Annotated in this window: 15 protein-coding genes; 7 read left to right on the plus strand and 8 right to left on the minus strand. The window is 49.9% G+C overall.

Annotated elements, in window-relative coordinates; all coding sequences use genetic code 11:
• Together L0156_00635 and pgeF are read left to right on the plus strand one after the other, a co-directional pair.
• Nucleotides 1-261: hypothetical protein (locus L0156_00635; GenBank protein ID MCI0601497.1), on the plus strand; the 261-nt coding region annotated here is incomplete at its 5' end.
• A 4-nt stretch (nt 262-265) separates the two neighbouring features.
• Nucleotides 266-964 carry a peptidoglycan editing factor PgeF gene (pgeF, locus tag L0156_00640; protein ID MCI0601498.1) on the plus strand — a complete coding sequence of 233 codons (699 nt, stop codon included), beginning with the start codon at nt 266-268 and terminating at the stop codon, nt 962-964.
• Between the two features lie 56 nt (nt 965-1,020).
• Here the strand turns inward: pgeF and dinB are convergent, their stop codons facing one another.
• Together dinB and lexA are read right to left on the minus strand one after the other, a co-directional pair.
• Complete coding sequence (dinB, locus tag L0156_00645) at nt 1,021-2,187, minus strand: DNA polymerase IV (GenBank protein ID MCI0601499.1); 1,167 nt, start codon at nt 2,185-2,187, stop codon at nt 1,021-1,023.
• An 86-nt stretch (nt 2,188-2,273) separates the two neighbouring features.
• Nucleotides 2,274-2,882 (minus strand): transcriptional repressor LexA, encoded by a 609-nt coding sequence (lexA, locus tag L0156_00650; GenBank protein ID MCI0601500.1) that lies wholly within the window; start codon nt 2,880-2,882, stop codon nt 2,274-2,276.
• 284 nt (nt 2,883-3,166) lie between these two features.
• Between lexA and L0156_00655 the strand changes: the two genes are divergently transcribed.
• The gene (locus L0156_00655; protein MCI0601501.1) at nt 3,167-3,835 is read left to right on the plus strand and encodes a hypothetical protein; all 669 of its coding nucleotides are present in this window, start codon (nt 3,167-3,169) and stop codon (nt 3,833-3,835) included.
• A gap of 84 nt (nt 3,836-3,919) precedes the next feature.
• On the opposite strand, the gene rpmB is transcribed toward L0156_00655, so the two are convergent.
• Nucleotides 3,920-4,111, minus strand: a complete 192-nt coding sequence (gene rpmB, locus L0156_00660) for a 50S ribosomal protein L28 (GenBank protein ID MCI0601502.1) — start codon at nt 4,109-4,111, stop codon at nt 3,920-3,922.
• Between the two features lie 111 nt (nt 4,112-4,222).
• Here rpmB and L0156_00665 point away from each other — a divergent pair, with 111 nt between their 5' ends.
• Nucleotides 4,223-5,023, plus strand: coding sequence for an alpha/beta hydrolase (locus L0156_00665; GenBank protein ID MCI0601503.1), 801 nt, complete (start codon nt 4,223-4,225; stop codon nt 5,021-5,023).
• Here L0156_00665 and L0156_00670 read toward each other — a convergent pair.
• The 5 genes from L0156_00670 to boxC form a co-directional block, all read right to left on the minus strand.
• Nucleotides 5,020-5,430, minus strand: coding sequence for a type II toxin-antitoxin system VapC family toxin (locus L0156_00670; protein MCI0601504.1), 411 nt, complete (start codon nt 5,428-5,430; stop codon nt 5,020-5,022). The genes L0156_00665 and L0156_00670 overlap by 4 nt on opposite strands.
• Complete coding sequence (locus L0156_00675) at nt 5,427-5,678, minus strand: type II toxin-antitoxin system HicB family antitoxin (GenBank protein ID MCI0601505.1); 252 nt, start codon at nt 5,676-5,678, stop codon at nt 5,427-5,429. The genes L0156_00670 and L0156_00675 overlap by 4 nt, the downstream gene beginning before the upstream one ends.
• Before the next feature lie 57 nt (nt 5,679-5,735).
• Nucleotides 5,736-6,791 (minus strand): class I fructose-bisphosphate aldolase, encoded by a 1,056-nt coding sequence (locus tag L0156_00680; protein MCI0601506.1) that lies wholly within the window; start codon nt 6,789-6,791, stop codon nt 5,736-5,738.
• A gap of 61 nt (nt 6,792-6,852) precedes the next feature.
• A complete protein-coding gene (boxB, locus tag L0156_00685; GenBank protein ID MCI0601507.1) occupies nt 6,853-8,268 on the minus strand; it encodes a benzoyl-CoA 2,3-epoxidase subunit BoxB in 1,416 nt (471 codons plus the stop codon).
• Nucleotides 8,269-8,403: 135 nt separating this feature from the next.
• Nucleotides 8,404-10,032: a 2,3-epoxybenzoyl-CoA dihydrolase gene (gene boxC, locus L0156_00690; GenBank protein MCI0601508.1), complete on the minus strand. Its 1,629-nt coding sequence runs from the start codon at nt 10,030-10,032 to the stop codon at nt 8,404-8,406.
• A gap of 81 nt (nt 10,033-10,113) precedes the next feature.
• Here boxC and L0156_00695 point away from each other — a divergent pair, with 81 nt between their 5' ends.
• The 3 genes from L0156_00695 to guaA all read left to right on the plus strand — a co-directional run bounded on the left by L0156_00695 (nt 10,114) and on the right by guaA (nt 13,067).
• Nucleotides 10,114-10,956, plus strand: coding sequence for a helix-turn-helix domain-containing protein (locus tag L0156_00695; protein ID MCI0601509.1), 843 nt, complete (start codon nt 10,114-10,116; stop codon nt 10,954-10,956).
• A gap of 19 nt (nt 10,957-10,975) precedes the next feature.
• Nucleotides 10,976-11,170 carry a hypothetical protein gene (locus L0156_00700; protein MCI0601510.1) on the plus strand — a complete coding sequence of 65 codons (195 nt, stop codon included), beginning with the start codon at nt 10,976-10,978 and terminating at the stop codon, nt 11,168-11,170.
• 79 nt (nt 11,171-11,249) lie between these two features.
• Nucleotides 11,250-13,067 carry a glutamine-hydrolyzing GMP synthase gene (guaA, locus tag L0156_00705; protein MCI0601511.1) on the plus strand — a complete coding sequence of 606 codons (1,818 nt, stop codon included), beginning with the start codon at nt 11,250-11,252 and terminating at the stop codon, nt 13,065-13,067.
• Nucleotides 13,068-13,337: the final 270 nt, after the last annotated feature.

The raw sequence follows: 13,337 nt of genomic DNA on the forward strand, positions 1-13,337 counted from the left end.
CCGTTTGTTTCGATCGATCGCGATGGAGTGGGTGAGTTGATACGAATAGCAGTCGAAAAGGGGAAGTCAGCCCGGGGCGACTTGAAGATTGGAATTTGCGGAGAACACGGCGGTGATCCTGAGTCTGTGGAGTTCTGTCACCGTCTCAATTTTCACTATGTAAGCTGTTCACCGTATCGTGTTCCAATCGCGCGTTTGGCCGCAGCGCACGCTGCATTGAAAGAGAAAGGTGCTGCCGATCTGTCACGCGCGCAACTATAGATCCGTGCAACTCCGAAACGCTATTTTCTTTTCTACTTTATTCGAAGACTCTGCGGTGATCCACGGATTTACCACGCGCGCGTGGGGCAACCTCGGATTCGGTAAAAAGCCGGGAGACCCGGAAGTGATCGCGAACCGGCTGAACTTGTTTGAATCAGAAGGGCTTGATACGCGCGCTTTAATTCAGCCGAAGCAGGTGCATTCGAACGTCTGCATTTCCGCTACCGAGTTTGTGCCCGGAATCCAGGCTGATGGCACGTACAGCAAATCTTCGAACGACCTGTTGTCCATTCTAACTGCCGATTGCCTACCGATCCTTGTTCATCATCCGGACGGAATTGTTGCTGCGATTCACGCAGGATGGCGTGGTCTCTATGAGGAAATCCTGCCAAAGACTCTGGCTCTCCTTCCGCGCAATACAAGTGTCGCGATCGGGCCATCCATTGGTCCTTGCTGTTATGAAGTGGGACAGGATCTTGCGGAACGATTTGCAGAGAAGTTTGGCAGTGGTGTGGTTGTTGCGGGAAAAGACAAGCCACATCTGGATCTGCGATTGGCTGCAATCCTGCAACTTCAGGAGTCAGGAGTGGAAGAAATGGATGTATGTGAGATTTGCACGTCCTGCCATCCGGATCTTTTCTTTTCCTATCGCCGGGACGGCTCCTCCGGCCGCATGATGTCCTACATCGGCTTAGCAAAGTAGCACGGGCGTCCCGCCTGTGCAAGCTGGCCACAGGCGAGACGCCTGTGTTACTCTGATTAAAAGTTTAATGTGCGGAGGAGGGTGCTTTTGCCTGCGCGAACGGATTCAAAACCGAATCGTTCACGAACTTGATCCATCTTCTCATAAAGATTTCTGTATTTGGTCTCCTTCGGATCGGGAAAGAGCTCGAGTTGTCCTGTCTCCGGTTCAAACTGTGAAAGATGTATCCCGATTAAACGGATACGAACACGCCGTTGCCAGTTCTGCTGCAGCAGATCCATCGTGTTCTTATAAATGATTTCATCCAGATTGGTGGCTTTCTCCAGCGTTACCGCGCGTGAGACGCGTTTTAAATCCGTATACCGGAGCTTCAAGGTGATAGTTTTGGCTTTGCGCCGGGTTTTTCGGAGCTCATTTGCCGCTTTTTCTATCAACAAATGGAGAACAGAAGATAAATATTCTTCATCCACCGTATCCTGATCTAATGTGATTTCACGGCTGATCGATTTTGATTCAACGGCGGGAACATGGAGAACACTATCTTCTCCATGAGCGCGTTTCCACAGATAATAACCATAAATCCCAAAAACCGCTTGCAAAAGATCTGTGGGCATCGCAGCGAGATCACCAATTGTGCTGATCCCCATTTCCTGAAGTTCTTTTTCTAATTTTTCACCCACTCCAGGCAACGCGCGCACCGGCAAAGTTTTAAGAAAACTTTCCTCATGTCCCGGAAGAATAAACAATAATCCATGAGGCTTGGCATATTCAGAAGCAACTTTTGCCATCAAACGGTTCCGGGCCACACCGATCGAAGCGCTTAAATGAAGTTCTTTCTGGATGGCGGTCCGGATCTTTTCACCAACCGCAACAGCCGGACCGTATAGACGTTCAAAACCATAGAGGTTTACGTAGGCTTCATCAATCGACACCCATTCCACATCCGGGGAATAACGTTCCAGAATTGCAGCCAGAGCATCGGAATAATTTGCATATTCATCATAATGAGCAGGAACGAAAATCAAATTCGGACAGATTTTTTTTGCCTGATAACTGGACATGGCGGAACGCACACCAAAATGCCGCGCCTCATAAGATGCAGATGCAATCACACCACGACCATCCGGAGAGCCTCCGACAGCCACTGGCTTCCCTCGTAATGCCGGGTTCAGCAACTCCTCGACCGCCACGAAAAATGCATCCATATCGACATGTATAAACATGATCAACCACTATACCTTGTGGTGTTCACCAGCTACCACCACAACATAAATCTAAGGTCGCGGGCAGAGATTAGCAAGTTTTTCCCTCAATACTTCCGAAGGATCCCGATGACAATTCCCTGGATTTTGACCCTGTCCGACGCGATGGAAAAGGGTTTCATCTCAGGATTCGCCGGCTGCAACCGGATGCTCCCGTTTTTCTCACGATAGAATTTCTTCAAAGTTGTTTCTTCTTTATCAATTAAGGCAATCACAACTTCGCCATTTTCAGCGGTCTGGCGATCTTCCACGATCACATAATCTCCATCCCGGATTTGCTCCTCGATCATCGAATCGCCACGGACCTGCAAGACATAAGTTTTCCCCTTTCGGGCAACCATATCCGGAGGAACCGAAATGACTTCATTCATCTGAATCGCTTCGATCGGTTTTCCCGCCGCTACATAGCCCAGTAACGGCACTTCCGAGCCCTGTTGTTCTGAATCCACCGGAATCAATTCGATCGAACGGCCGGAATTTCTTTTTCGGCGAATCAACTTTTTTTGCTGCAAATGAGTCAAATGTTTGTGGACAGTTGCGAGAGATGTATAACGAAAATGACGCGCGATTTCTTCCATGCTGGGCGCGTACCCTCTTGCTTGAATGAAATTCTGAACGTAATCAAAAATTTCTTTTTGTACCTTGGTTAAATACAAACTTGCTCCTCCCCGGATTTTCACCGCGGAGATCGCAGAGTTCGCAGGGAGAAGAAAAACTTCGCTCTGCCGTTCTCGGCGTTCTCTGCGGTGAAATCCGTCCTTTTAAGCATAGGCGAAGAAAAAGCGAAAATCAAGACTTGAATTCTGAACCGCCGGAGGGCTATCCTAGAAAAGATTCACCGCAGAGGACGCGGAGAACGCAGAGTTAAAAAAGAAATTATTTTCATCCTCCGCGTTCTAGAGATCTCTGCGGTAAGAAAATGATTTTTTGAGGTGATTGCATGCGCGAAGAACAGGAAGAAAAGGGGTTTAATCCCGTCAAATTTGGATTGGTAGGCGCTCTCCTGGTTGCTGGTGTCGTCGGTTTTCTTTTATGGCTTCATTCCCACAATCAAACGGTGGAAGCTTTGCAAAGTGAACAAGCTGCAACTCGTCAGGAATTAGAAAAAACGAAACTGGAAAAGGATGAGCTGCAAAACAAGCTGGTGGATCTTACAAAAACAGCGCATGCGACCTCCACACAATTCAAGAAACAGCTGCTCGTGCGCGAGAATCAACTTTCCAGTGTAAAACGCGAAAAAGAATCTCAAGGCCGTGCCGCCGATGCGAAGCTTTCGCAGTTGCAAAAAGAGAAAGCCGCAGCGGAAGCACAAATCGCGCAAATGAAAAAAGATATGGAGGGGAAGGCTCTGGAGTTAAAAAAACTGCAGGACCATATCAGCAAAAGCCAGTTGGATTTGCAAAAAGTTCGCGTTGAGTTTGATCGAGCTTCAAAAAATTACGCGGAGCTACAGAGAAAAATCAAATCCATAGAAGATGGAGATCAGGCCGCTGCGGATGCAATGGTTCAGCAGCTCGCGGAAGCTCGCCGCCAGCTAAAGCAGGAAAAAGAGGAACGCCGCAGATTGGAAGAAGAGCTGGATCAGCTCCGTGGAACCCCGCCTCAATAATTTCACCGCAGAGAACGCTGAGACCGCAGAGTTAAGAGTCATTTTTATTTTTCTCTGCGCCATCTGCGTCCTCTGCGGTGAAAATTACACGACTTTCTGGACGAGATTGGATCGCAGACAACGCGTGCAGACTTTCAACGTCTTGATCGATTCGCCAATTTTCACCTTCGTCTTGTGAAGATTCGGCATCCACCGGCGGCTCGTCACATTATGAGCGTGGCTCACGTTATTCCCCCGAACAGGGCCTTTGCCACAGACATCGCATCTCTTAGCCATATGAATTCACTCCCAGATTTCTTAAGATTAGATAGAAAGCGGGTAAACTTCTATCGAGGAAGACGATAAATATAGCACGGGAAGCCGCCCGATTCAAGTAAGAGGATGACTATGAAGAAAGCTGGCTTCTACAGCATTGCTTTTTTGCTTTGCCTGGCAATCATAGTTTCAATGAACAACCGCTTTGTCCAGAGCATGATTTATCCTGCTCCTTCCATTGCCGTGCCGGAAAAACCGCCGGCTTCCTTTACGCGGCCGGCCTGGGACCTGGAAATCGATGGATGGTTGTACGAACCGGAACGGTCTGCACGCAAACAGGTGATGATCTATTTTCACGGCAACGGTGAAAATCTGGAAACGCTCCGCCGGTCCGGCTTGTTGGAAGAATTGCAAGCGTTCCAAATCCCCTTTCTGGTTGTAGATTATCCCGGTTACGGAAGAAGCAAAGGAAGCGCGTCCGAAGAAAACATCTTGCGGAACAGCGCCGGAGCAGTCAATTGGTTGAAAGGGCGATTTGCGGATCATCTGATCATCCTTTGTGGCTGGTCGCTGGGAGCATCTGTTGCGGTTCAGACTGCGCAGCAAACCGGCCAGGCCGATGCATTAATAGCGATGAGTACATGGACCTCTTTGCGGGATGTTGCCGCGCTTCATTTCTCGGAGTGGCTGGTCGGCTTTGCGCTGAAGGAGCGTTACGATGCATTACGTGCTGCGCAGGATATCACTTGTCCGGTGCTCATGATTCATGGCGAACTGGATGATCTGATTCCTGCCGGTCAGGGAAAAAAGGTGGCTTCTACGATGAAAGCTCTCACTCGATGGGTACTGCTTCCCTCCGTCGGTCACAACGATTTACTTTCCCAGCCGGTGGTCTGGAAGGAGATCGCAGACTTCCTTACCGGTCTTATCTAGAGAAAATCGGAAGGTTCTGCGCGACGTATCCCTCGGATATCATCGAAGTCCCGGTCATAACTGCAGAATGACTCAATATCGTGCAACTGAATCACCGCGGCATGAAGGGCATCTCTAGCCATAAGGTTCTGATACTGATCGAGGATCGCGCGCGCAAAGTCCACTGTATCAGCAGTAATCCCGATCACAATTGGAAAAATTTGGCGAGAAAAATCGTAGACTTTACGTCCGTCTTTCCATCGCCCAATCGCCCGATAACGATGAAGTATTTCCTGGAGTATTTCTGCATCGATCACCGCTTCAACATCACCACCAGCAACCTTTTCAAGAAAAGACGTGCTGGGACTTTTGTTCGGATGGCTTTTTCCTGCCGCATACATGAGTATATTCGAATCGACCAGAATCACTTTGAAATCTCTTTTGGTCGCGGGACGGACTGCAACTTCATTTTCCTTGGACTCGCCACTGGAAGAGACAGCGCTGCCAGCTCGCGCACCGCAGAAACTCTATCGTCCTTTGATGCAATTCCATAAAGTTGTTCGCATGCGTTTCGTATCAGTTCCCCCATGCTCACACCTTGCTGTAACGCTAGCTTTGTTAGTTTTTCGTGAAGATCCGGGGGAAATAGAACAGTGGTCTTTTTGCTGAGCTCCATATCCACCTCCATATATGGAGGATAGACCTGGCGATTGATTTCGTCAAGCGTGCTTAGCTATGCCACAGTAATTTCTTTCGCGAGATAAACATCCTGTATCAAATTGAGCAGCTTCACGCCATCTGACATCGGTTTCTGGAACGCTTTTCGTCCGGAGATCAAACCCATCCCGCCTGCGCGTTTGTTGATGATGGCGGTGCGCACGGCTTCAGCCAGATCGTTGCTGCCGGAAGCGCCGCCCGAGTTGATCAAACCGGAACGGCCCATATAGCAGTTCGCAACCTGATAACGGCAAAGATCGATCGGATGATCGCTGGTGAGTTGCTCGTAGACTTTTTTGTGCGTTTTTCCGAACTTCAGCGCGTTGAATCCGCCGTTATTTTCAGGCAACTTTTGTTTCACGATGTCTGCTTGGATCGTTACGCCAAGATGATTGGCCTGTCCCGTCAGATCCGCCGCCACATGGTAGTCCGTCTCTCCGACTTTGAACGCAGAATTGCGTAAATAGCACCAGAGGATGGTGACCATGCCGAGCTCATGCGCACGCTGAAAGGCCACACTGATTTCCTGGATCTGGCGGGAGGATTCTGCGGAACCGAAATAAATGGTCGCGCCCACAGCTGCAGCGCCCATGTTCCATGCCTGCTCAACGCTGGAAAACAGGATTTGATCGAATTTGTTGGGATAGCTCAGGAATTCATTGTGATTGATCTTTACGATGAAGGGAATTCGATGAGCATATTTGCGGGAGACCGAACCGAGTATTCCCAATGTTGAAGCAACAGCATTGCAACCACCTTCCATCGCAAGCTGCACAATGCTTTCCGGATCGAAATATACCGGATTGGGAGCAAAGGATGCTCCTGCGGAATGTTCAATACCCTGATCCACAGGCAAAATAGACACATAACCTGTTCCGTTCAAACGTCCGTGTGAAATCAAGGATTGAAAATTTCGCAGAACCTGTGGATTTCGATCGGTAGGAATCCACACGCGATCTACAAAATCGGGACCAGGCAAATGCAGCTGATCCCGTTTGATCCCTTTGCATTCATGACGAAGCAGCGCTTCCAAATCCTTTCCCAACAACTCTTCAATCACTCCTAAAGCCATAAAAACCTCCTACGATGATTCAATTATATTTCAAACCGCCAAGACGCCAAGTGCGCCAATTTTATTGAAAGCGGACATATTCGAAGGCGAATGGTTTGGCGTTGACGCCTTTATCAGGCGGGGCGATCCAGTTTGCAATTTTCCCAACCTCGTAAACCGGTTTCATCAAACTTTGCACGTACTCCCGGTCCTGATCATCCGGAAGCCAGTCCTGTTTGTACCGCTCCCATTGTTCAGCGCTGATAGGATCCCCTTCCGGTGTGAAATGCATATCGGCGTAGATTCCGATGTGCCTATTGAACCTCCGGTTGGGGATTCTAAGCCGGAAAGGAAAACCGGCCTGTTCCAGAACTTTGTTCCAGCGGTCACAGCCGCGCTGACAATCATCGATGTAAGAATCCCGCAACACTTCATTCATCGCATTGCGCAAGGGAACTTCCTGATCTTTTAACTTTCCGTTTTCCGGAACGGCCATCTTATAGGAATCGGACTTCACCTGATGATCTTCGTAACTATCTTCTTTGTGGCGTCCTTTCAAGCTGGCGCCGAAATAGTTCGCCGCGTTTGAAGAGATTTCGCCGCCAAAAAGATCTGCGCTCAAGCTGTACCAGAGATTGATGTACTTTTGAATCGTGAGCAGATCGATTCCACCCATTTTGCGCACGTCTTCATTTGGATCCTGTTTCATGAGCTCGGCGGTCCTTTGCACAATTCGCATCACACCCGATTCCCCGACAAACATGTGATGCGCTTCTTCCGTCAGCATGAATTTTGTGGTGCGGGCGAGAGGATCAAAACCGCTCTCACTCAGAGCAAGTAGCTGGTACTTGCCGTCGCGATCTGTGAACATCGTGAACATGAAAAAGTCCAGCCAGTTTTCTACAGGCTGATTGAAAGCGCCCAGAATGCGGGGTTTATCCGGATTGCCGCTTCGGCGCGACAGTAATTCCTCAGCTTCTTCCCTGCCATCGCGTCCGAAAAATCTGTGAAGCAAATAGACCATCGCCCACAGGTGGCGTCCTTCTTCCACGTTCACTTGAAAAAGATTGCGCAGGTCGTACAAACTGGGGGCTGTGTGTCCCAACCTTCGCTGTTGTTCAACGCTCGCAGGTTCTGTATCCCCTTGCGTCACAACAATACGGCGCAGCCAGTTCCGGAATTCGCCGGGAATTTCATTCCAGACCGGTTGCCCTTCGAAATCACCGAATCGAATGTGTGAATCCTGCGCTGGTGGCGCGAGAAATATTCCCCAGCGATAATCGGGCATTTTCACGTAATCAAAATGCGCCCAGCCGCTCGGTTCCACCGATATTGCGGTGCGTAAGTAAATCGAGTCCTTTTGAAAATCAGTAGGACCCATCTCCAGCCACCATTGCAAATAATCCGGCTGCCATGTTTCCAAAGCCCGTTGCAAACGGCGGTCTTCACTCAGATTTACATTGTTCGGAATTTTCTCAAACTGATTCACTGTGCTCATAAATACTCCTCGGCTAGCCGGCAAAATGCCGGCGGACATTTATGCCAGCCTGGAGGCTGGCGCTCATCTCAGAACGCCTGACGAGCGCCGGCTTTCAGCCGGCATTGATGACCGCTGGCATTCTGCCGGCTCCGCTCAAGTTCTCTTCCAATCAAACGCAGGGCGTTGAGGAGAACCGTACAATTTCAGCGCGCCCTGTTCGCCCACTGCGTTAGGGCGAATGAAAATCCAGTTTTGCCAGGCGGACAATCTCCCGAAAATTTTTGTTTCCATCGTTTCCGGACCTGCAAAACGCAAGTTTGATTCCATGCCGGTGAGCGCATCCGGAGACAAGCTCGCGCGCTCTTCGATAGCAACGCGCACATCATCTTCATAGTCCAGATCATCAATCGAAAACGTGACAAGACCCGCCCTCTCTGCATCTTGCGGTTTCATCGGTTGGGGCAAGGAAAAGACCGATTCGGAGTGATCAGGATCCGCGAGAAAGCGAGTCTGAATGCGCGTTAAACCATTGCTCATCGGAAAGAATTCGCGGTTTAAAGAGGTCAGGGCGATCCTGACTTCCTCGTCCGGACTATCCAGCATGTAAGATCGATCTGCTGCAAGAGCCAGCTCGAAGAGGGAGCCTGCGAAACAGGAACCGGGCTCAATCAGCGCGAAAATCGTTCGTGAAGTTACGTCCAGCCGCTTCAACGTCCGTTTCATGAACAACAAGATTTCCTTCACAAACCAGTGAGCACTTTCGCGGGCAAGGATTTCGTCCATTTTTTGCACCGCTTCCAGATCCCCTTCGGTTTTCAACAAGAGCATTCCTATCTCCGGTTCATTGAAACGAAGGTGCAGGAACGCGTGATCGATTTCGCGGAAGGTCCGCAACGGCCAGAAATCGGATCCTGCTTCACAAATCGCAGAAGCGTTCTCGGGCTGACCAGCGGACGGACCTTGAACAGTTAAAGTTGCAACTCGTCTTTGGCGGTCGAGAGTGAGTTTCACATTATGATATAGTATTTCATCATTTGAAATAGTGGGGTTGAGCGGTTTTAGTGGAATGCCGGATCCGGTTTTGCCCTTTTCCCGTTCGGCCCAGTTTTTCGCTCTCTCGGTTACAAATTCGTCAAAGCGGCTTCGCGGAGCAAGATAATCGACGAGTCCCCAATCCACCGCGCGTTGCCCCTTGATTCCTTCGGCCAGTGTACAGAAGACGTCCGCTCTATCGCGGCGAACTTTGCGCTTATCCACCACCCGGGTCAATCCGCCGGTCCCGGGAAGCACGCCCAGCAAAGGAGTTTCCGGAAGGCTCACCGCGCTATTTCCATCTTCCACAAGAATGATTTCATCGCAGGCCAGGGCAAGCTCGTATCCACCTCCAGCGGTCGTGCCATTGCACGCGGCAATATAGTGCTGACCGCTGAAGCGGCACGCGTCTTCCATAGCCAGGCGCGTCTCATTGGTGTATTTACAGAAGTTGACTTTAAAGCCGTGGCCGCTGCTTCCCAGCATAAAGATATTTGCGCCGGCACAAAAAATATTTCCTTTGCCGCTTCGCAAGACTACAGTTTTGACTTCCGGATGTTCAAAACGCAATCGCTGAACAGCATCCGCGAGCTCGATGTCCACGCCCAGATCATAAGAGTTCAGTTTTAATTTGTACTGCGGCACCAGCGGCGCATCTTCCTGCACGTCCATAGTCAGAAAGGCGATCGCGCCATCGATTTTCAGCTTCCAGTGGCGATAGGAATCGGGAGAAGTTTCAAATGAAATCATGTTGTTTTTCCTCGGGAAATGAATTTTAATGCATGTAAAATGACTTGTCAATCCAACAAAACCGCAATATAATGCATCTCAATGAATATTTTGAGCGAATTAGGGACGCGAGTCTCCGACTTACGCCGCCAGAAGGGTATTTCGAGGAAGGAGCTTGCGCGGCGGGCTCATCTCAGCGTGCGGTTTCTCGCGGATGTTGAATCGGGCCGCGGAAACATTTCCCTCAACAGGTTGGCCGGCCTTTGCAAAGCGCTGAACATTCCACCTTCCTTGCTCCTTTCCGGCATTTGGAGGATGCAAGGGGCCGACTCACGCTCACGATTGCTCGATTCGATTTTTTCCATGATGAACCGGTGTGACGCAAAACAACTGAAAGAGCTTTATCAGTGGTTATCCAATCGCTTGCAGCAGAAACAGGAGCTCATTGCACTGATCGGACTTCGTGGCGCCGGCAAAACAACGATCGGCAAGAAGCTGGCGGCTGCGATGAAGTGGGAATTTGTTGAGCTGGATGAACGCATCGAAAAGGCCGCGGGATTGACGCTGCAGAACATTTTTGAGGTGCATGGCGAAGAATACTATCGAAAGCTCGAACAGGAGGTTTTGCTCGACCTGATCCTCCAGCAAAAACGGGCCGTTGTCGCAACGGGTGGCGGGATCGTGATGCGAAATGAAACGTTTGACCTTCTGGAGAGCCATTGCAAAATCGTATGGCTAAAGGCACGGCCGGAAGATCATTGGAACCGCGTGCTCAATCAGGATCCAAGACCGATGACGAACTACCCGAATGCCTTTGCACAGTTGCAAAATCTTCTGCAGGGACGCGAACCGCTGTACGCAAAAGCCGACTGTGTCATCGACACCTCAGTTCTCGGAATTCAAGGAAGCGTAAAAGAAATTATCTCTCAGGTCGGCGCAACGTGATAGCTGAAGAATCTATTTTATGGACTTAATCGCAAATCTGCTGGCAGCCTTTTGGAAGGGACTTTTCGGTCTAACTCTTGGCACCGGAATTGTCCTGGTGGCTGGAGCTTTCTACTACTTTATCAAACGGCGAAGCCGTTTTTTTTCGTTCCTTTTTCTTCTGGTTGGATTGTGGCTCCTCTGGCTTGCGTGGTACATGAAAGGCACACTGTGATCTGTTACTCCGCGGTGAAATTTGCCATGCAGCTTGTCAATCTGAATAATAAAGCAACGGACCAAGTTAAAAAAGCAATATGAAACATGATGCAATCGCTGTTTTGGATTTTGGGGGACAATACGCGCACCTGATTGCCACCAAGATCCGACGGCTAAAAGTTTATGCGGAGATTCTGCAGCCGGAAGACCCGGTGGAGCGTCTGGCTCAATTCAAAGGAATCATTCTGTCGGGTAGTCCTTCGCTTTCTGCTTACGATGAAGACAGTCTTTATGACAAGCGAATGTACGATTTGCCGATTCCGATTCTTGGTTTTTGCTTCGGACATCAGGAAATCGCAAAGCACTATGGCGGCCGTGTGGAACACACCCAGCGCGAGTATGGCCCAGCTGTGCTTCGCATCCAGGGTGGGAGTCCGATCTTCACCGGAATGGATCGCGAAGAAACTGTATGGATGAGTCATGGAGACACGGTAACGCTCTGTCCGGCCGGTTTCGATGAGATCGGAGTCTCGATCACCGGGGGCATTTCGCATGCAAACGCGGCCATCGCCAGTGATTCGCTGCGCCGATACGGATTCCAATTTCATCCGGAAGTCGATGACACGATTCACGGGGAAGAGATGCTGCGGAACTTTTGTATCAACATTTGTGGTTGCCGCGCCGATTGGACCATGGAGAACTACCTCCAGGAAGTAATCGAGCGGATTCCCAGCCAAGCCGCCGGGCGCCCGGTTTTCTTGCTTGCTTCCGGAGGAATCGACAGCACTGTCTGCGCGCTGCTTCTTGGCCGTGCGCTTGGTCCTGAGAATGTCCACCTGCTTCACATTGATAACGGGCTGATGAGGAAGAATGAAAGTGAGATGGTCCTTGAAGCACTCATGAGGCACGGTCTTGGAGCGAATCTCTATTTTAGCGATGCTTCCGAACTTTTTCTAAAAACCCTTGCAGGTGTTACTGATCCTGAAAAGAAACGCCGCATCATCGGTGATACTTTCGTTGATGTATTTCACAAGCAGACGGAGCATCTGAATCTGAACGGTTCTATCCTTGCACAGGGCACGATTTATCCGGACACGATCGAAACGGGCGGCACCAAACGCGCGGATGTGATCAAAACGCATCATAATCGCGTGCCTGTAATCCAGCAGATGATTCAACAGGGCTGCGTGATTGAGCCGCTTTCAGAACTCTATAAAACGGAAGTCCGCGAACTGGGTGAAACGCTTGGATTGCCTGAAGAGATTGTCTGGCGCCATCCATTTCCCGGCCCCGGTCTCGGCATTCGACTCCTTTGTTCCGATGATTCTTTTGTTGATGCAGAAAGTCTTTTCGAGTCTCAGCAAGCTCTCAAAAATATCCTGGCTGAAACAGCCACTTATGGAATCGTTCTTCCCGTGCGTTCGGTCGGCGTAAAAGCGGATCTGCGCTCCTATGAGCATCCAGTGATGTTATGGGGAAATGTCGTTGCTGAAAATGCCGAATCGCTAGCTGCGAAAATCTTTCAAAAAGTTCCAGGAGTTAACCGTTGCGTTGTTGATCTTACCGGTTATGGTGTAACGAAGGCGCGTCCGCTTGCGGCCACCATCACGCGTGAAAGGCTCGATCTGCTGCGCGAAGCGGACGCGATTGTGATGGATGCTCTGCGGCATCACGGTCTTTACCGGAAAATCTGGCAGTGTCCCACCGTGTTTGTTCCGCTGGAAATCAATCAAAGCGGACGTGAATTCGTTGTAATCAGACCGGTACTTTCTGAACGTGCCATGACCGCAAGACCCGCGCTTCTACCATCTGAAGTTCTGAAAGAGCTTCGCGATCGCATCCTGCAACTTCCCGGTATCTCCGGAGTCGCTGTCGATATTTCAACAAAGCCACCCGGCACAATTGAATGGGAGTAAATTCAACCTGGCAAAAATTCAAAAGGCCAGGTATCGGACGAATTTTGTTACCTGGCCTTTTTTCTAAACTGGGGTATTGCGCCCCATCTAGAATGACTTATTTTCAACCGCCAAGACGCCATGTTCGCCAAGAAAAGAATTTTTATTTTCACCTTGGCGTTCTTGGCGCCTTGGCGGTTTGAACTTTCAAAGATGGACAGTGTATTGGACTTGCGAGGTCACTATCAAACTTAAGAGGTTGGAAGCCGTTTGTAAGAGACACAGGCGGGA

The sequence above is a fragment of the bacterium genome (genome assembly GCA_022616075.1).
Classification (GTDB): domain Bacteria; phylum Acidobacteriota; class HRBIN11; order JAKEFK01; family JAKEFK01; genus JAKEFK01.

Coding starts and splice junctions, on each gene's coding strand:
- dinB (MCI0601499.1), bottom strand. CDS start 2,187: ATGTTTATACATGTCGATATGGATGCATTTTTCGTGGCGGTCGAGGAG.
- guaA (MCI0601511.1), top strand. CDS start 11,250: ATGAAACATGATGCAATCGCTGTTTTGGATTTTGGGGGACAATACGCG.
- L0156_00680 (MCI0601506.1), bottom strand. CDS start 6,791: ATGGCTTTAGGAGTGATTGAAGAGTTGTTGGGAAAGGATTTGGAAGCG.
- L0156_00700 (MCI0601510.1), top strand. CDS start 10,976: ATGGACTTAATCGCAAATCTGCTGGCAGCCTTTTGGAAGGGACTTTTC.
- L0156_00665 (MCI0601503.1), top strand. CDS start 4,223: ATGAAGAAAGCTGGCTTCTACAGCATTGCTTTTTTGCTTTGCCTGGCA.
- L0156_00675 (MCI0601505.1), bottom strand. CDS start 5,678: ATGGAGCTCAGCAAAAAGACCACTGTTCTATTTCCCCCGGATCTTCAC.
- boxB (MCI0601507.1), bottom strand. CDS start 8,268: ATGAGCACAGTGAATCAGTTTGAGAAAATTCCGAACAATGTAAATCTG.
- L0156_00655 (MCI0601501.1), top strand. CDS start 3,167: ATGCGCGAAGAACAGGAAGAAAAGGGGTTTAATCCCGTCAAATTTGGA.
- L0156_00695 (MCI0601509.1), top strand. CDS start 10,114: ATGAATATTTTGAGCGAATTAGGGACGCGAGTCTCCGACTTACGCCGC.
- boxC (MCI0601508.1), bottom strand. CDS start 10,032: ATGATTTCATTTGAAACTTCTCCCGATTCCTATCGCCACTGGAAGCTG.
- rpmB (MCI0601502.1), bottom strand. CDS start 4,111: ATGGCTAAGAGATGCGATGTCTGTGGCAAAGGCCCTGTTCGGGGGAAT.